The organism is Pseudarthrobacter sp. TE3704 (assembly GCF_056279405.1).
In genome coordinates, this window is record NZ_JBWCCJ010000014.1 from 13,970 (window position 1) to 32,783 (window position 18,814).

At 61.8% G+C, this 18,814-nt stretch carries 12 protein-coding genes and 1 pseudogene; 9 read left to right on the plus strand and 4 right to left on the minus strand.

The window, feature by feature from the left end; all coding sequences use genetic code 11:
• Positions 1-26: 26 nt before the first annotated feature.
• From pglX to ACZ9BC_RS22185, 6 genes are all read left to right on the plus strand, one after another.
• Entirely contained in the window at positions 27-3,629 is a 3,603-nt protein-coding gene (gene pglX / locus ACZ9BC_RS22160; RefSeq protein ID WP_476247841.1) for a BREX-2 system adenine-specific DNA-methyltransferase PglX, read from the plus strand.
• A 64-nt stretch (positions 3,630-3,693) separates the two neighbouring features.
• A complete protein-coding gene (locus ACZ9BC_RS22165; RefSeq protein WP_476247842.1) occupies positions 3,694-7,563 on the plus strand; it encodes a DUF6079 family protein in 3,870 nt (1,289 codons plus the stop codon).
• On the plus strand, positions 7,560-10,247 hold the full coding sequence (gene pglZ / locus ACZ9BC_RS22170) for a BREX-2 system phosphatase PglZ (protein WP_476247843.1): 2,688 nt from the start codon (positions 7,560-7,562) through the stop codon (positions 10,245-10,247). The genes ACZ9BC_RS22165 and pglZ overlap by 4 nt, the downstream gene beginning before the upstream one ends.
• Positions 10,244-11,578 carry a BREX system ATP-binding protein BrxD gene (brxD, locus tag ACZ9BC_RS22175; RefSeq protein ID WP_476247844.1) on the plus strand — a complete coding sequence of 445 codons (1,335 nt, stop codon included), beginning with the start codon at positions 10,244-10,246 and terminating at the stop codon, positions 11,576-11,578. The genes pglZ and brxD overlap by 4 nt, the downstream gene beginning before the upstream one ends.
• A gap of 5 nt (positions 11,579-11,583) precedes the next feature.
• Positions 11,584-13,701 carry a DEAD/DEAH box helicase gene (locus ACZ9BC_RS22180; protein WP_476247845.1) on the plus strand — a complete coding sequence of 706 codons (2,118 nt, stop codon included), beginning with the start codon at positions 11,584-11,586 and terminating at the stop codon, positions 13,699-13,701.
• Entirely contained in the window at positions 13,694-13,834 is a 141-nt protein-coding gene (locus tag ACZ9BC_RS22185; protein WP_476247846.1) for a hypothetical protein, read from the plus strand. Before ACZ9BC_RS22180 ends, ACZ9BC_RS22185 begins: the two co-directional genes overlap by 8 nt.
• A gap of 67 nt (positions 13,835-13,901) precedes the next feature.
• Here ACZ9BC_RS22185 and ACZ9BC_RS22190 read toward each other — a convergent pair whose 3' ends face one another.
• The 3 genes from ACZ9BC_RS22190 to ACZ9BC_RS22200 all read right to left on the minus strand — a co-directional run bounded on the left by ACZ9BC_RS22190 (position 13,902) and on the right by ACZ9BC_RS22200 (position 15,892).
• Positions 13,902-14,213, minus strand: a complete 312-nt coding sequence (locus ACZ9BC_RS22190; protein ID WP_476247847.1) for a hypothetical protein — start codon at positions 14,211-14,213, stop codon at positions 13,902-13,904.
• A gap of 292 nt (positions 14,214-14,505) precedes the next feature.
• Positions 14,506-14,886 (minus strand): hypothetical protein, encoded by a 381-nt coding sequence (locus tag ACZ9BC_RS22195; protein ID WP_476247848.1) that lies wholly within the window; start codon positions 14,884-14,886, stop codon positions 14,506-14,508.
• A 334-nt stretch (positions 14,887-15,220) separates the two neighbouring features.
• Positions 15,221-15,892 (minus strand): DUF6308 family protein, encoded by a 672-nt coding sequence (locus tag ACZ9BC_RS22200; protein ID WP_476247849.1) that lies wholly within the window; start codon positions 15,890-15,892, stop codon positions 15,221-15,223.
• A gap of 197 nt (positions 15,893-16,089) precedes the next feature.
• Here ACZ9BC_RS22200 and ACZ9BC_RS22205 point away from each other — a divergent pair, with 197 nt between their 5' ends.
• Complete coding sequence (locus ACZ9BC_RS22205; protein ID WP_476247850.1) at positions 16,090-16,638, plus strand: hypothetical protein; 549 nt, start codon at positions 16,090-16,092, stop codon at positions 16,636-16,638.
• A gap of 208 nt (positions 16,639-16,846) precedes the next feature.
• Here ACZ9BC_RS22205 and ACZ9BC_RS22210 read toward each other — a convergent pair whose 3' ends face one another.
• Positions 16,847-17,416 carry a hypothetical protein gene (locus tag ACZ9BC_RS22210; RefSeq protein ID WP_476247851.1) on the minus strand — a complete coding sequence of 190 codons (570 nt, stop codon included), beginning with the start codon at positions 17,414-17,416 and terminating at the stop codon, positions 16,847-16,849.
• 71 nt (positions 17,417-17,487) lie between these two features.
• Here ACZ9BC_RS22210 and ACZ9BC_RS22215 point away from each other — a divergent pair, with 71 nt between their 5' ends.
• Together ACZ9BC_RS22215 and ACZ9BC_RS22220 are read left to right on the plus strand one after the other, a co-directional pair.
• On the plus strand, positions 17,488-17,649 hold the full coding sequence (locus ACZ9BC_RS22215; RefSeq protein ID WP_476247852.1) for a hypothetical protein: 162 nt from the start codon (positions 17,488-17,490) through the stop codon (positions 17,647-17,649).
• A 349-nt stretch (positions 17,650-17,998) separates the two neighbouring features.
• A pseudogene (locus ACZ9BC_RS22220) lies at positions 17,999-18,687 on the plus strand (DUF6994 family protein).
• Positions 18,688-18,814: the final 127 nt, after the last annotated feature.

Below are 18,814 nucleotides of genomic sequence, written 5' to 3' on the forward strand. Positions count from 1 at the left end.
TTTATGCAGTATTCCGGAGACCTTTCATGATTGACTCTTCCGCCCTCCTTACCGATCTCAAGGCCCAGTTGCGGGGGCTGCAGGCTGACTTGAAATCGCGGGCCGATGACCGGGGCACCGCGTGGGGGGCTGCCCTGCAGCGTGAGCATGCGGAGGCGCTGCGGCGTGAGCGCACCGGTTTGTCCTGGTCAGTGTGGCGGGACAACGAGGTTGACCAGGCGGCTGTCGCGTGGATCCTTGCCACGACGTTTGTCCGGTTCTGTGAGGACAACGACCTGCTCATGGGGGCCGTCATCGACGGCGTGCCCGTCCCGGTCAGCTGGATCGCCGGGCCCGGTGACCGGGTCCTTCGGGCACGGGAGAACCAGACGGCGTATTTTCGGGTCAATACCAGTCATCATGACCGTGACTGGCTGCAGCAGTCCTTCCGGGTGCTGGCGGCTCAGCCTGCCGGAGCATCGCTTGTTGATCCCCGGCATAATCCGGTCTGGACTGCGGAGATCAGTGCCGAGGCCGCCAAGGGGCTCGTTGACTTCTGGCGCCGCACCCGCGAGGACGGGGCACTGGTGCATGACTTCACCGACCGCGACCTGGACACCCGTTTCCTGGGTGACCTGTACCAGGACCTGTCGGATCATGCGAAAAAAACCTACGCGCTGCTGCAGACGCCGGTGTTTGTTGAAGAATTCATTGTTGACCGGACCCTGACCCCCGCGATCGCCGAGTTCGGCGTCGACGGGCTGAAGGTTATCGACCCTACCTGCGGTTCGGGTCCCTTTCTGCTCGGGGCCTTCGAGCGCCTGAACCGGCAGTGGGCCACTGAGGCCCCGGGGCTGGATCCTAGGCAGCGTGTCCGCAGGGCGATGGACTCCATCCATGGCGTGGACCTCAACCCGTTTGCCGTCGCCATCGCGCGTTTCCGCCTCACCGTCGCGGGGCTCCTGGCCGCGGGGGAGAAGTCTTTGGTCGGGCTGGAGGAGTGGGGATTCCATCTGGCAATCGGGGACTCACTCCTTGGGGAACAAGGCGTCACCAATGCCCTGTTCGGCGAGGAAGCCTACACCTACTCCACTGAGGACCTTGGTGAATACACCGACATCCTCAAACCGGGGCGGTACCACGTCGTCGTCGGAAACCCGCCCTACATCACGGTCAAGGACAAAGTCCTCAACCAGGCCTATCGGGAGGCTTACACCACGGCGGCCGGCAAATATGCGCTGTCGGTGCCATTCATGGAGCTGTTCTTCCGCCTCGCGGTCAAGGGCGGAGCAGGACAGGGCGCCGGGCACGTCGGGCAGATCACGTCCAACTCGTTCATGAAACGCGAGTTCGGCAAGAAGGTCATCGAGGACCTCTTCGCCGGATACCATATCGACAATCCGGTCGACCTCACCCACGTCATCGACACCTCGGGAGCCTACATCCCCGGCCACGGCACGCCGACCGTCATCCTCATCGGACGGCGCCGCCGGCCCGTCGCGGGCGAGCTCCGGGCAGTCCTCGGCATCCGCGGCGAACCGGGCGCGCCGGAAGACGCTTCGAAGGGCCTGGTCTGGACCGAACTCGTTAGAAACATTGACAACCCGGGGTTCGAGGGAAGTTACGTTAGCGTCGCCGATCTTGCACGCGAGACATTGTCGACCTTTCCCTGGTCACTCAGCGGCGGCGGCGCCAGCGGTCTGAAAAAAGCCCTCGACGACGGGGCCGCTCAAAAGCTTACGGCGGCAATCCGACTCGTCGGAGTGATGGGGATGACCAATATTGACGACGCATTTCTGGCGCCGCCTGAGGCGTTCGCCAGGAGGCAGGTCGAGAACGACCTCGTCCGTTATCTGGTGACGGGAGACGTAGTCCGCGACTATGGCATCAAGCGTGGCGACCACGTCTTCTTTCCGTACACCTCACGGGGGTTGCTCGACATTCATAAATTCCCCGGCGCGTACAGGTGGGTGTGGCCCGTGCGTACTGAAGCTTGGAACCGAGCGACATTCTCCAAGAACACGTACCGTCAAGAAGGGCGCACTTGGTGGGAGTGGCATCAAATCGGCCTTGATCGTGTCGATGGACCAGTTATCTCTTTCGCGTTTGTGGCGACTCACAACCACTTCGTCCTGGACCGTGGCGGGAAGGTCTTCAAGCAGTCCGCGCCGGTGATCAAGTTGCCGGAAGGCGCAACCGAGGAACAGCACCTTGAGCTGCTCGGCGTGCTAAATAGCTCGGTGGCGTGTTTTTGGCTCAAACAGGTTAGCTATCCGAAGGGCGGCGACCCAGTCGGCGATGATGGTGCACGGGTCAGCGCCGAGGGCTGGAGTGATCGCTTCGAGTTCACAGGAACCAAGCTTCAAGAGTTTCCGCTTCCTACGAAGCTACCGGGAGATCGGGGACGACTCCTTGACCAGCTAGCTCAGCTGCTCGATGCCGTTTCGCCTCAAGCTGTCATTTCTGCATGGTTGGCCGACACCGGAGGACCTGATCTGGGAGAACGCATCGCTGCGGCCCGACAAGAATGGGCCGAACTGTACCGTCGCATTGTGTTCGAACAGGAAGAGCTTGACTGGGATACATATAGACTTTACGGCCTCGCCGCAGAGGAAATGACGTATGGCGGATCGGCCATGGATCAGATCGTCCCCGGGCAGCGGTCCTTCGAAATCGCGCTTGCTCGCCGTGTGGAGCAAGGCACAGAGCTGAGCTCCTGGTTCTCTCGGCATAGTTCCCCGGCGCTGACCACGTTGCCGACCGTATGGCCGGAAGAATATCGCGACGTCGTGGAGAAGCGTCTTGAGCTGATCGAGGTAGATCGAAGCATACGCCTGCTCGAGCGCCCGGAGTACAAGCGTCGGTGGGCGACTGTTGCATGGGACAAACGGCTCAAGGATGCACTGGAAGCTTCTGTTCTCCAATGCCTCGAGCGCGTAGAACTTTGGCGCGATCATCAGGGTCCGAGCACTCGTTCGGTCGCTCAGCTGGCGGATTTATCACGAAACGACGACGTCCTGCTCAAACTCGCACGAGCACTGACCGGCAGTGCCGAGCCTGATCTAGCGGCGGTCATCGGTTTACTTGCTCCGATGGAAGCCGTTCCCTACCTCGCTGCGTATCGGTACAAGCCTTCCGGCCTCGAAAAGTTTAGAGAGTGGCAGGCTGTTTGGGACTTGCAGCGGCGCGAGGACGGGGGGGAGAAGGTGACGATCCCGGTTCCGCCAAAGTACTCGACACCTGACTTCCAAAAAGTCGAGTACTGGAAGGCCCGTGGCAAGTTAGATGTCCCCAAGGAGCGCTTTGTACTGTATCCCGGCGTCGGACGCGAAGGAGACAACAGCCCCGTGCTCGGCTGGGCCGGCTGGGACCACCGAGACCAGGCGGTCGCGCTGGTCCGCGAAATCATGAACCAGCAGGCCCTCGGCGCGTCCAACGAAGCTTTGGTGCCGATGGTTGCGGGGCTCGTTGAGCTGGAGCCCTGGCTGCACCAGTGGCACACCGAGCTCGAACCGGAGTTCGGCTCCAGCGCGGCGCAAGCGGTCACCAGCCAGATCGACCAGCTCCTGGCCCAGCTGCAGCTGACCCGCGCCGACGTAAACGCGTGGCGACCGCCGACGGCGGCACGCGGGCGGCGTCGCAGCACCTGAGAACCTTGGATTCACACCCCGTAGTAGACGAGAAAAGTATCTTGATGAACGGAAATCTTGACCAATGAGCACTCCAACCGCAGGCGCCTTGACGATGATGCTGCGTGACGCAATCCACGTACCGGAGGCAGTTCATGACGACGACTTCGTCATGCGCATCCACGAGGGCGTGCCGGCCGCCGAGCAAACCCTCAAGGACTACGTCGTCACGGAGAAAATCGCCGAGGCGTTCGGAGAGGGCCTCACCCTCGTGAAGTCCGCGCTTACCCGGGGCAACGCCAAGGGGGCGTTTATCCATGGCTCGTTCGGTGCCGGTAAGTCCCACTACATGGCCGTGATGCACTTGCTCCTAAGTGGAAACCCGCAAGCGCGGGCGCTGCAGGGGTTGCAACAAATCGTGGCCGAACACACGGACGTCCTTGCAAGGAAGTTCCTAGCGGTCGACTATCACCTCATTGGGGCCAATTCCTTTGAGGGTGCTCTGTTCTCTGGGTACATCAACACCGTAAAGGCTAAACACCCCACGGCGACCGTGCCTGTGCTGCACCAGAGCGACCTGCTGTTTCAGAACGCCCAGGCTCTCCGGGCACAGATGGGCGACGAGCTGTTCTTTTCGAAGTTTGCTTCTGACGTCGACCCGGTGCTGGGCTCCCTGAGCGGGGGAGGACTGACCGCGGCGGAGCTCGACGCGGCTGCCGATGGCACCGCGAGTGAGCGTGACCGTCAGGCGTTGGCGGCCACGTTGGTAGAAACTTATTTCGAGGCCTACACCTCCACCTCGGCCTGGCTTCCAATCGACCAGGGTCTTCGGATCATGACGGAGCACGCAAAGGGGCTCGGATATGACGGCATAGTCCTGTTTCTCGATGAGCTGGTGCTTTGGCTGGCCAACCACCTGCGCGACTCGGCCTTCATCCAAAACGAGACCTCCAAGGTAGCCAAGCTTGTCGAGACCGGTTCGGGCCAGATGGCGATCCCGATGATCTCCTTTGTCGCGCGGCAGCGGGCACTGAAGGAGTTCCTGGGCGGCGGCAACGTCGGCGCAGAACAAGTCGCACTGGAGGACTCGTTTCAGTGGTGGGAAGACCGATTCGACAAAATCACGCTTGCCGCCGCTGACCTTCCAGAAATCGTCAACAAACGCCTGCTGTCGCCGGCGTCCGAGAGCGGCAAGATGTCGATTGCTGCTGCCGTTGCCCGTGTGCGTGCAAATCCGACAGACTGGAAGCACCTGCTGACGGATTCAGTCGGCTCGGGAGCCGTGGACTTTGAAAAGGTGTACCCGTTCTCCCCGGCGCTCGTGGATGCCATGGTCGCGCTGTCGGCGATCATGCAACGCGAACGCACCGCGTTGAAGATCATGAGCGAGCTGCTGTACCGCGGGCGCGATGAGCTGACCGTCGGAGACGTGATTCCGGTCGGCGACCTGTTCGACGCCGTCGTGCTCGGTGACGCCAAACCCCTGACCGACGATATGGTCAAGGTCTTTGAGGCAGCATCATCCTTCTACCGTGGAAAAATGCGTCCGTACCTGCTGGACAAGCACCAAGTCGGCGACGCGGACGCCCGCAACCTCGATCGCAACCACCCGTTCCGCCGCGAGGACCGCCTCGCCAAGACCCTTCTTGTTGCGGCCATCGCTCCTGGGGCCACATCCTTGAAGGACCTGACAGCGTCCAAGCTTGCTGCGCTCAACTTCGGCAGCGTCGTGTCAATGTTCGGCGGCAATGTGTCCGGGCAGGTCGTGACCCTGGCCACTGAGTGGCAGGCCAAGTTTTCTGAAATTACGGTTGGCTCGACGGCGGACCCGGTGATCAGCCTTCAGCTGACGGGCGTAGACTTCGACGCGATCCTCGCACATGTCACGCAGGAGGACTCCCACGCGAACCGCCGGCGCCTTATCCGTGACACGGTAATCGCTGAAATCAATGCGGTTACCACGGGCTCGTACGCGGGCGAGTACGCGCTCGACCACATCTGGCGGGGCCAGAAACGTACGGTGGACGTCGTTTTCGGGAACGTCCGGGACAAAGCCGCGCTTCCCGTCGAGGCGCTCAAGGCGTCGGACGGTCGATGGAAGCTCGTGATTGACTTCCCCTTTGACGACGTGGATGACCGCGGCCCGTCGGATGATGTCGAGCGTATTTACACGCTTCGGCAGGACGGCGTCGTCAGCGACACGATCGCGTGGATTCCGCACTTCCTGACGGCACAGCGGATGGAGGACGTGGGCAAACTCGTCCAGCTCGAGTACTTGCTGACCGGTGACCGGTTCGACCAGTACGCCGCTAACCTGCCGGTCGGCGACCGGGAGCCGGCCCGCCGGCTTCTGACAGGTCAGCGCGACTCGCTACGCAGTCAGCTTGCCGCGCTGCTGCGCCAGGCCTACGGAGTGGACGCCAGAAACGAGGAGAACCTTGGAACCTTCGTTTCTGGGCCCAACTTTGCGACCCTTGCTGATGGGTTCACACCAACTCAGCCCTCGGTAGCCACCTTGCGGGATGCCGTTGCGAGCGTGCTCGGCTCGGCGTTGACCGCCCGGTACCCCAAGCACCCCGAGATCGAGCGTGGCATGGAGGAGGTCCGCAGAGCGGAGCTGAACGCTGTTCTGGAACTGGCACGCAAGGCCGTGGACGCCGGAGGTCGGCTGGCTAATGTTGACCGGGCCGCTGGAACCCGCGTGCGCCGCCTGGTGTCCGCTTATGGCGTAGGTGCACTGCGCGAGACCACTTATGCGCTTGATGCACAACACTTTGCGTTCTTTGACGAGTTCACCCGCGCCGCGGGCACTGGCGATGTGACCGTCGGGACTCTGCGCGGTGTGCTGGCCGAGCGCGGCATGACGACGGACACCATGGACCTCCTTATCCTGGCGTGGGCCAAGATCACCGACCGCGAGTGGCACCGCGCCGGTGCTCGCACAGCCGAGCCTGGCATCGGCGGACTGGCTCCGGACATGCTGCTGCGTGAGCCCCTGCTGCCGTCGGAGGAGGAGTGGCAAATCGCCCTGACGCGGGCCAAAACGCTCTTCGGCGTGGGCGCAAACGAGTATCACCTGTCGACAGCAGCCTTGGAGCGCTTGAGCGACGGGCTGGTGAGCAAGGTCCGTCCGGCGGTCCAGGCTACCGAGAACGCGGCGACGGAGCTGACTGCGCACTTTGAAATTCTCGGGCTCAATGAGACTGCGCCGCGATGGCAGAGCGTCACGCGCGCGCGGGACTTAATCGCTGTCCTTTCGGCGGCCGATGGCCCGGTGGCGAGGATCGAAGCCCTTGCACAATTCGACATTCCAGCCGAGCCTCAAACAATTGCCAAGTCGATCAGCGCGGCTGGCGACATTGTGGCTGCCATCCGTGGTGCGAACTGGTCACTCATCGAGAAGCTGCCGTCACTGGCTGGCGAGCGCGCCGCTCAGGGTCTGGCTCAGCTACGCGAGGCGGCGCCGCAAGCTGAGCTGCATGCCCCACTGAAAGCGGCCCTTGACGCTGCAGCGCAGGCAGCGACCGAGGCTCTCCTTGAGGACCCCGACGAGATTGCGCGGAGCCTACGTGACGAAGCTGAGCGGCGCCGTCGGGAGGAAGCAGAACGGCATGCTCGGGAGGAAGCAGAAAAGCTCCGCAAAGCGGAGGAGTCCGAACGCAAGCGAAGGGCGGACGAGGAGCGCGCAGCTCAAGAAGCTGCGTTGCAGAAAGAGAAAGAGCGGCTCGAGGAGCAGCGGCGGGAGCAGGAGGAGCGAGAGGCGGAGATCGCTCGTCGGATCGCTGAGCTGGACCGAGTCCGCCTGGAGGAGGAGCGCAAGCGGCGGGAGGAGGCTGAGGGTAGCCAAGTCATCGCGGGAGAAGCCGAAGTTCAACAGATACGGCAAAAGATCAGCGCTGCGCTGGCCAATCCAGTTGAGGGCAAGAAACTGCGGGTGAGCTGGAGGTGGGAGTGATCAGCACTGCAAACGAAGCGACCCGCGCCGTTGCCGTTTCTGAAGCGCTAGTGCGCTCGCGTGCTACTGAGCTGGTGAGCAAGGGCGGCGAGGCGCGGGTGCTCGTCATGCGTGCTCAACCGCGCTGGCACGGTGGTACCTTGACAGTCGATGGCCAAAGCGTCCGGGTCATCGAGGGTATTTCCCAGCTCGCTATTCTTGACGCTTACGCTGCACAGGCCGGCGACGAGTACTTGGTAGTGCTCACCGACCGGCCGCGGACCGACCTTGGCGACACGGTGCTGACCCGAGCTTACCGGCAGCAAATCGAAGACCCTGATGAGTGGGGGAGTATCCCGGCCTTGTTCGGTGGAGCGCGTGAAGTAAGCCGCGAGCTGCGCCGGCTCGAATGGGCTGCTACTGCTCTGCTCGACCACGAGCCTGTAGGGGGATGGTCGCCGTCGCCTGACCTGGCAGTGACGGCCGAGCACGCGATCGGCGGCCTGTTCGCGCACCTGCTGGAGATCAGCTCAAGTGATCTCGACGGGGTCATCATCCTCAGCGTGTTGAGCAGTGAGTCCCGGCTATCCTGGGCTGCCGTTGATCAGAAGCTGCAGAGCCATCTGATTGAGTGGGCTGAGCAGGAGTACGGCACCGCCGCCGGGTTCGCGCTGCGCACCGCCGCAGCGCCCTCTGGGCTCGTTAAGCCCCTTGCGCTTGGGCTGGCCATCGATGTGCTGTGGCCTCAGCCTGCGGGGGATCTTACCGAGGAACAGGTTGCAGCCCGCACGAGGTTGCTCGAGCGCTACGCGGGCGGCAGATCTATTACCCCACTGCAGGCACGGGAGATTGCCAACACTTCAGCTTCTGCTGTTCTGCGTCTGTCGCGAGAGGGGGACCCTGAAGGGCGGCTGGGAGTGGTCCTTGATCAAGCCGAGGCCCTGCTGCGTGAAAATCTCGGCTGGCCCGGCGGGGCCGACCGCTCCGCGATCCTGCGTCCGGGATTCACCAGCCGGTTACGGGCGCTTGTCAAGGCACTTGACGACGGTTCCGGTGCTGAGGAAGCTTTGGCCGCGGTACTTGACCACCGGGAGGCCGCCCTAGCCGGTCAGGATATTGCGCCGCGGATGGCCGTGCGGCTTTCCCGCTGGTTGGCATCGCCGGAGGCCGAACCGCACAGTCTCGCCGCCGATCTGCAGAGGCAACTCGATGATGGTGCGTGGGTTGACGCCGCGCTCGGCGTGTTGTGGAGCGGCTCGACAGACGCCGAGGTGGGTGCTGCTTATGGGAGGCTGATTGAGCGAGTTCGCGCCCGGCGCCGTCGGCGTGATGAGGTAGCCGTGGCACACCTGGCGGATTCGCCCGCCGAGCATTCCATCGCCGAAGCCTTGAGCAATGGACCAGCGCTCGGAATCGAAAATGTTCTTCGCGCCGTCGTTGGCCCCTGGAAGTCCCACGGCGGGGTGCTTCTAGTGGTACTGGACGGGATGAGCGCCGCAGTGGCCATCGATCTCGCCACCGAGGTAGGTCGTTCGGGTCTCGTGGAATGGGTACCCTCGTCTAAGCGCCGACTTGCTGCCGTGGCCGCACTGCCGTCGATGACGGGGGTCTCGCGCACAAGCCTGTTGTGCGGCGAAATTCGCAACGGAAATTCGGCAACGGAGAAGGCCGGCATCGCAACGGCATTCCCTGGCGCGAGGATGTTCCATAAGGGCGAGTTGCGCGCTGCCGGGGGATCCCAATTAGAGGAAGGTGTCGCCTCGGCGATTGCAGACCCAAGCGTTCCTGTAGTCGGCGTGGTCATCAATGCGATAGACGACGCGACGCATAAGAACGACACCGCCGGCCGGGCCTGGGTAATGGCAGACCTGGAACCCTTGCGTGCACTGCTGAATGCCGCATCAATCGCTGGACGCGCCGTAGTGCTCACTTCCGACCATGGCCACGTCGTGGAGCGGCGGACCGAAATGCTTCCCACTGTTACTGGGGGTGACGCTCGTTGGCGACCCGCAGCGTCAGGTCCGCCTCAAAATGGCGAGGTGCTGGTCAGCGGACCGCGTGTTGCGCTCGACGCCGGCGAAGCAATACTGCTGTGGCGTGATGACGCCCGGTACGGGCCTGCCAGGGCCGGCTACCATGGCGGTGCGTCACTGGCGGAGCTGACCGTGCCAGTACTGGTGTACCAGCGGTCGCTGGCGCAGACCGCACCAGACGGCTGGGAGCCGGCACCACCTCAGGCGCCGGCGTGGTGGAATGATCCGGTCGTGGAAACATTGTCAGCGCCTACGGTCGCTCCGGCGAAGAAGTCCCGCAAAAAGCCTGCAGTTAAGGTGCCAGCGTCAACGTTATTCGAATTAGAGGAGCCAAAAGCTCCCGGTGTGGCGCCTGCGAATGACCTCCTTACTCGAGTACTTGCTTCGACGGTCTATACCGCCCAAATGAGGCTCGCCGGGCGCGCAGCCGCGGGAGCCGCGCCGCTCGTGGAGGCGGTGCTGCGAACCTTAATTGATCGCGGTGGGCGAGCGCACCAGGAGACAGTAGCATCCGCCGCCGGGCTACCCTACGCCTCAATAGGACAAGGGCTGGCCGTCGTTAAACGTTTGTTGAACGTTGAGGGCTACGACATTCTGTCCTACGACAGTGACGGTGAAACGCTGCGGCTCGACGTCGATCTGCTCAAGGATCAGTTCGGAGTGGCGGGATGACGGATGTGGCGATCAGTCCCCGGCGGCGTCGGGAAATCATAGACGCACTACGTCGCGGCACCGTGCCCCAACAAGGGCTTGAGGTCATGGCCGTAGGGCTCGGCAGTTTCCAGACTGCCATTGACGAAGAGCTGAGTACAGTCAAGCAAGGTGCAGCGCAGTTCAAAGCGGTGCGCGGTGAATACGGCTCCGGCAAGACGTTCTTTTCCCGCTGGCTCACCGAGCGCGCCAAGAAGATGAACTTCGCTACTGCCGAGATTCAAATTTCAGAGACCGAGACCCCGCTGTACAAGCTGGAAAAGGTGTACCGACGTGTCGTCGAAAACCTCTCGACGCCGACTGTAGCCAGCGGAGCCTTTGGCGATGTCGTCGATGGTTGGCTGTACATCCTCGGGCAGGATGTTCAATCCGCCGGCCCGGCTGACGCTGCTGACCTCGAGGGCCGAACTGACGAGTTGCTCGAAAAGCGCCTCGCAGCGGTGTCGAAGGAAGCGCCTGCGTTCGCTATGGCGCTGCGTGCATACCGTCAGATGAGTGCCACAGCGAAAAACGCCGAGGCAGATGCTCTTCTGGCCTGGCTTGGGGGACAGCCCCATGTCTCTGCCAGTGCCCGCCGGGGCGCTGGCGTGCGAGGCGAGCTCGACCATTTTGGCGCGCTCGGATTCCTCCAAGGTCTCCTGACGGTACTGCGCGACTCGGACTACGCCGGGCTCGTTCTCGTCCTGGACGAAGTCGAGACGCTGCAAAGAATGCGCTCGGACGTCCGCGAGAAGTCGCTCAACGCGCTGCGCCAGCTTATGGACGAAGTCGACAGTGGACGCTACCCGGGCCTGTACCTCCTTATGACGGGCACCCCTGCTTTTTACGACGGGCAGCAGGGAGTCCAGCGGCTGGCTCCACTTGCCCAGCGGCTGCAGACGGACTTCGCAACCGACGCACGATTCGACAACCCGCGGGCAGCGCAGATCCGATTGCAAGGGTTCACACCGGACTCCTTGGTCGAGCTCGGCAGCCGGGTTCGTGATATCTACGCCGCGGGAACCGGGTCGTTCGACCGTATTCACTCCGTGGTGGATGATGCGTACATCGCTGACCTTGCGAGCGCAGTAGCGGGGGAACTGGGCGGCCGGACAGGGGTAGCCCCTCGTGTGTTCCTCAAGAAGCTGGTTGCTGATGTACTCGATCGTGTCGATCAGTTCCCGGATTTTGACCCACGCCATCACTACGAGCTCACTCTTAGCGTCTCCGAACTCACCGACGTGGAGCGGGAGGCCCAGACACGCGGTGATCTGCGAGCTGCGTCGGTCGACGATATCGACCTGAACCTCTAGCCGCAATGGCGGGCGACTCTGGCCTCGATGAGGCTATTGAATACCATGTGGTCAACTCTTTGGGGTGGCCCAACCTGCGCCCCCTTCAGGCGGCGTCAGTCGAGCCCGTCCGCTCGGGCGTCGACTGCATGCTCATCGCACCCACGGCCGGAGGCAAGACTGAAGCCGCCGTCTTCCCATTGCTTTCCTCTATGGTTCAAAAGCAATGGAGCGGTCTGTCCGTCCTCTATGTGACCCCGCTCCGCGCGCTACTCAACAACCTGCACCCGCGCATCACCAAATACGGTGACTGGCTCGGCCGCCGAGTGGGGCTCTGGCACGGCGACGTCGGCGACACCGCACGCAAACGCATTCTTGCTGATCCGCCGGATATTCTTTTGACCACGCCAGAGTCGTTGGAAGCGATGCTCGTGTCGCGGAGGGTTGACCACGACAGACTGTTTTCCGGACTGCAGGCCATCGTTGTTGACGAGCTGCACTCATTCGCGGCCTCTGATCGTGGATGGCACCTGCTAGGCGTTCTCGCTCGTTTGGAACGGATAGCGGGGCGTCCGATCCAAAGGGTCGGTCTGTCGGCCACAGTTGGCAACCCGCAGGAAATCGGACGTTGGTTACAAGGAGGAGAGACCGCTGCCGGACCGGGGAAGCGGGCGCTTCGCGTGGTCTTCGAGGAGACCCCGGCATCTGCACCAGAGCCCGAAGTGCTGCTGGACTACGTCGGCTCGGTGGCTAACGCAGCGAAGATCATTGCGGCACTTCATCGGGGGGAGAAGCGGCTTGTTTTTTGCGAATCACGCCGCGTCAGCGAGCAGCTTGCTTTCGAGCTCCGTACGCTTGGCGTGGCGACGTTTGTGTCCCACTCATCGCTCTCCGCGGAGGAGAGGCGCAGATCAGAGCAGGCGTTCGCCGAAGCTCAGAATACCGTCATTGTCGCTACCTCGACCCTCGAGCTGGGCATTGACATAGGAGACCTCGACCGCGTCATCCAGATCGATTCGCCCAGAACCGTCGCATCGTTCCTCCAAAGGTTGGGGCGAACGGGACGCAGGCCCGGGACGAGGCGAAACACGTTGTTCCTGGCCACCAGCTCGGACGCGTTCCTCGAGGCCGCGGGGCTCCTGCTGCTGTGGAAGCGCGGCTTTGTTGAGCCCATCACGCCGCCACCGCACCCGCGGCACCTCACTGCCCAGCAGCTGCTTGCGCTTGCGTTACAGGAGGGCGCCTACGGCGCCAGCCTCTGGCGGGAGTGGTGGGGAACTCTGGAACTGATGGACGACGGCGAAGAAGTGCTTAAGTACTTGCGCGACGAAGACTTACTCGCAGAGGACGGCGGACTGTTGATGATCGGGCCGGTCGCCGAGAAGGCGTTCGGCCGCCGACACTTTATGGACCTGCTCAGTTCATTCAATGCAGAAAAAGAATTGCGTGTCGTCAGCGGGAACAAGGAACTTGGCTTCATTTCACCACTCGCGTTGCCACGAGAAGGCTCCGAGAAGCTCGACGCCAAGCCCATCCTCATGAATGGGCGAGCTTGGCGTGTCGAGCACGTGAACTGGGAACGGTTTGAAGTCGTTGTCAGTCCGTCGTCCTACAAGGGCGACGTCCGGTGGCATAGCGACGCGATCGCGCTGTCATTTCAGATGATGCGAGCGCAACGCGATGTGATCCTTGGCGAGACACCAGATGTACCGCTGTCACGGCGAGCGAGCGAGCGACTGGACCTCGTCCGTGAGGCGCGGACAGATCAGGTCTCACAGAGCGGGCTCGTCGTCGAACAGTCGGGGCAAGACGTCCATTTCTGGACCTGGGCGGGACTCAAGGCGAACGAGACGCTACGTGCCGGCCTTGGAGGAGCGGAGGGACAGTCGTACAACGACGTCATGGTACTCCGCGGGGCGGGGACCCTGACCCGGCTGGCAGAGATCTCCTTCGACGACGTAGTCCCACGAATCCCGGTTGAGATGGTCGAGACCCTGAAGTTTTCGGCAGCGCTGCCCGAGGCAACGGCGGTCAAGACGCTCTCGGAGCGGTTCGCCGATAGGGCGGGTGCAGCAGCGGTCGCGACGGAGAGGTTGATACACGCCCGAAAGAATGAGTCCCGGATAGGGAAGCACTATGAATGAATTTGAGGCCGCTAGGATGCCTTACCGGTTCTCAATGCTGAACCAGTGCCCGCACCACCTCACGAACCCTGTCCGGTCGCCCCGGCGGCCAAAGTTCCAGGCAAAGCTCGACGCCGCACTGCCCGATGAATGAATATGCAGAAAGGCGCATAAAAACGCCAAAAGGAACTACAACGGTCTAATGCTTGCACACGGCGGCATCAGAGCTTGTCTATCCACGTATCTTCTTCTCGCAGGTCCCAACTGGAGGCGCCTGCTGGGCTAGGTTTAGCAGCAGCGACTTCTTTGATCCGTTTCAGAACGCGATGAGCTTCGGCTGCAGTTAGTTCCCTAAGTGCAGCAACAGGGCGCACTACGCAGCTCTGCACGATTTCCTTCCGTCGGTCCTGGCTATCTATTCGAGAAGCAGCGAACGCTTCGCGAATTGCAGCAACCTGATGGTCTTGGATCGGCGGCTCCACTGCTCCGGTTGTCGCTTCAGGTGACTCAAGGTTGAAAAGAGCATCATTCACAACGACGAGCGTACAGGCTCATAGCCGCTGTGTGAGCCTGTAGGAAGGGCACGACGACGGGGTCAATGCTGGACCACTCCCACGATTCCACGGTGCCGTTCGGCTCTTCCTGCCTAAACCGTCGATCAAGGCCCTGCGTACGGACTCTTTCTGGAAGTCGTTGGCCTCGTGGTGAACCTCAGGCCACAGTCACAACCCAAGCCTCGCACTTACGTCGACTAGGAGCCGGGCCGGGTGATCCAACGCTCTGTTTCAGCAGGCTCTTCGATGCAGTTCCCTGGAGACCCTCGGGTCATGCGGATTTTTGAAGCGCCTCAAGGGCTTCTCCAATGCATCTGTGCAGCTCCTCCAAGCCCGCCAGGCTTGTGGAGAGAGAGCAGGTTACCTCATCCACGGAGTCATCCGACTGCCAGAACGCCAGATCGATGACAGGTTGCTCCTGATCTTCGTCTTGGTACGCGTTGAGAAGGACGAGATCGACGGCGGGAGGAAACCCGAAGCTCTTCATCGAGGCTTTTAGTGCGTTAAGTGCCGGGTCCTGAAGTGAGTCAGACGTCACCACAGCTTCGTATCCCGCATCTTCCGGAACGTACAGTGTGCGCTTTAGTTGGCAAGATGGGTCGAATTCATCGTGGCCTTCACACCACGGCTGGCACTCTGTCGATTCGGGCACCGGTCCTCCTGAGTCAGCTGCGCCTTCGCTTCTCCATTCTGACACGTTGCACCGGATCATTAGGGCGAGAATGTTCTTGAAGCTGATATACCCATAGACGGTCAGCGAGGAAAAGTTTTGCCTGCGCTGTGGCCCGTGAACGCCGTGTCGCAGCGGCGGCTTCCGTCTCGAAATGCCGGCACTTCAGTATCCAGACGCTTGGCCCACAATTATGTCGCATGTTCCCGGTCAAAGTACTAGGAACGGGAGAGATCAGAGCTGACCGCAAATAACCCAGTGAGCCCATGGCCGGCTAGATGGGCGGAAAGTGTGAGGCTGGTACCATTCGAGCCCTTCAGCTTAGTTCGGCTGGCGGATTGCGCACTTCCCCAAGGCCCCAAGCCACAATGTCGAGCGCCCGCAGCGGTGTTATTCCCGGTTCAGAGGCAAGGGCTGCCAGGCCGTTCCACTTGTCTAATTGGTCCTGCAGGTCGTGTTGCACCGCTCCAATCCACATGGCAGCGTATCCTTCCCAACTTCTTCCCGCCTGGAAGGACAGACGTGGCTTGGCACCGGCAATGAAGTAGACCCGCTTAATGTTCTTGTCATAGAGCGGGATCAGGTGCGGTCGTTTTCGATGTAGTACTTTGGAAAGCTTTGTCATACCCACCTGAGGCGTTTTGCCCCTATCCAGTACGCCGAAGAGTTGGGCTACATCTTTGGGTGCAGCCTCATTGCCGTGGCTGAGAGTTTCATAATTTTTCTCGTCAAGCAGCACCAACCGCGCGTTGATCTCGGGGAGGAGCTTTGTGAGGGTGTAATAGGAAGTGATGGGTTTCTGGTGTGCATTCAGCAGCGAGGTCGCTAGCAGGTCTGCCGCCGCTACATCCTGGCTCGGTGAGCCAGGGTAGCTGTCGTAAGCGGGATAAGACCAGATTCCTGCGTTTCTTTGTACATAGCGAGAAACCCACTTCTCTGCTTTCGAGAATTCAACATTCAGGCCACCAACAGTCAACTTATTCCCCATGACTTAAAACCTAGCTCTAATTGCCTACAAATAGTGTTGCCCTTGGGTGGTTCCGCAGGACGAGCTGCGCCATACCCGCCACTGTCGGCCGGTCATGAGAACCGGGTTCTATCGTGAGGTTGGCACCAGCTGATTTGAGCTATTGTGCTTATAAAGAGTCGCGTGCCACCTGCGCGGGATGCGAGTTAGGGAAATGAGTGAGTACAGACACGCTCTTTGGGGCTTTTATCGGCTTGATCCTAGGTGTCGTGGGAAACTATCTCTTCGAAGGACTTGGTTTCAAGACGAGGGCTGCGAAGCTCTCGTCGAAACGAACGCGAGCACGCCTTAGTGTCCTTGGGAAGAGACTGCAAGAAGCGGAAAACTATCATCAGAACCCTCTACTTTTGCTCAGCCTTGTTGCGGGACGGCTGCTGCTAGTCACAATTCTGTGGGTGGCGCAGACAGCTGGCGATTATCTGCTCGGCCTACTCAACAACGGTCTCTACGCGTACAGTCGCTCCCTTGGCCCGTTATCCAACCTCGATGAGGACCTAACTGCCGTAACCGTAGGCATAACGTCATCGGTCCTAAGCGCAATTGCTCTGCTTATCACCGTCAAGCTGGCGCTGGACGTGTACGTGGTCTGGCGGCGCGTTCATCGGTTCGACAAATTTCAGCTGAAGATCAAGGCCGAGGTTGCAGAGTTGGAGGCGGCTTCGCAAGACAGTGTGGCGGTTGAGCAGCAAGCAGCTAGCACTTTTTGAAAGGCAAGTCACCAGCAGCGATGCGGTGAGGGGAACACCTGCATCCTCCTTGCGGTCGGCGGTAGAAATAAGTTGCGTGACGCTTAGCTAGAGCGAGTGCCTAGAAGGGGGAACGTCCCTTCCATCGATCGGTGAGGGTTCTTCGCAGCGAGGCCGCAGGGTTCGCCTTTAGGGCATGGCCCGTTGGTTGCGACGGGCGCCGAGACCGCTATCTCGACCAGCCGATAAAGGAATTGGTTCCGGTAGGCTCAACCTCCGTTGACAGCCAGCGGACAAGCAGCGCGGCGTCCCCGCTGGACCGAACCGCCGAGCCAACGGCCAGATCCAGCTGGTCCCGCAGTAACTCCCCTGCCAAGGCACCGGACCGGCTGAGCAGGGGAGCGATGTACTCTTCCAACGCCTCGGTTACACGCCCCTCACGCAGCAGCCGCAGCACCCGCCCCGAATCCGAACACCCAACCAGCCCCGCAACCAGCCGGTACGGGTTCGACTCCACAGCATCGCCCAGCATCGACCGATCCCGGAACTTCTCCGTCCGGATGACCTGCGGCGTGCCCGCGTCACCGTGCAGCTCATAGGCCAGCTCCTCGGCACTATACCCCTGCGAGCGGGAATCCAGCAGCGCCAGGATCTCCACCCGGCGCAGCGTCAGCGGCACCCGGCTTCCATCAGCAAAGACCGCGGTAGGCCGGTCACCGAGCAGCTCCAGCCGCTCCACAGCAACACCAAGCGGGCGGACACCCGGCCGGGACGCACGCACGGAAGAGGACGCACCCAAGGCGGCGCCGCCCTCGGACGTTCCCCTGCAGCGACTCCGCCACCCGGACCGCGCACTGAACCATTCGCAATGTGGCTACGCTGACGGTGTCCAGCGGTCCGGACACGTCCAGCACGCCCAGCAGCCGGCCAGTGGCGGGGTCCGTGATGCGCGCCGCCGTGCACGCCCAGTCGTCCGTCGTGGGTGCTGGCCAGGTGCTGGGCGGAGGACAGCTGCACCGGGCGCGCCGGTGACCAGTGCCTCGCTGATGGCGTTGGTGCCGATGTCCGTCTCGGACCAGTCCGCGCCCTCGGAGAACTCCAGCCGCTCCGCCGGGCGCAGCCCTCCCTGCTCCGCGCTGATGTCCAGCGGCAGGGACCGGCGCCAACGGCTCCGCCAGCGGTACGGGGATCTCCGGGCGCGGGACACCGGAGATGACCAGCCGTCTCCTCCGCAGCGCCGGCGTCCTTGCCGGCGGCTAACGACTTCTTCTCAGCATTGGCGCAGGAACACGGCAGCATTGAATCAAGACCGGCGTTGCCCGTGCGATCACGTGAGACGATTCCCGCACCACGACATACGCATCGAGCATGGGGGACACCGATGACTTTCGACTTCCACTCTGACACTCCGGCCGGCAAGGACCCTGATTCGTTCAGCCCTGCCCTGCGGAAGTACCACCAGCTGCTCTGGAGCAAGGAGTTGCCCACAGGTGCCCACTTCGACCTGACAATGCAACCCCGCGCGTACCTCGTGCACCGATCCTCTTCCGGTGTCTTCTTCCTCGCCAGTGACAGGATCACCACCAGGCTGCGGAAAAGGCTTGGAGGATCATACGCGAGATCCCGGAAAATGACCTACCCGAGTACCACGGCTATACGGCCGGAAGCACTCTGGTGTTCCCCGCCAACAGGATCGGCGGAAAGCCGACGATCAATGGTGCACGCGGACTCCATCCCAGGATCGCCGATCGCTTCGATCTGACCCTAGAGTGCATCCGTCGCCACTATCTTGGTGAGCCGAGCCCCCTTGCAGATGTCCTGCTCCGGTACGCGGAATTCTTCGCACTGTTCGGGGATTTCGCCGGGTACATCAAATTCTTCTTACTCGAAGACCTCGTGGAGGATGACGGCCAGAAAATCCGGTTCTTCCACCCGTTCGCCGACTTCAGCACACCAGCCGTCCCGAAGGACCGTAACGAATACCTCGAGTATTTACGGCTCAGCAACGCTTTCATCTCCGCACGTAATCGTAGGATCGACGAAGAACTTCAGGGGCGGATCGCACGGTAAACGGAGACCCACTGACCCGGGCCGTAACTTACCGGTTTCCGGACCGTTGAACGACGCCAGAACCAGCAGACAGGCAGGATTGTCAGCGCCGGATGCCATGATTGGTTGCATTGATTGAAAGACGGTA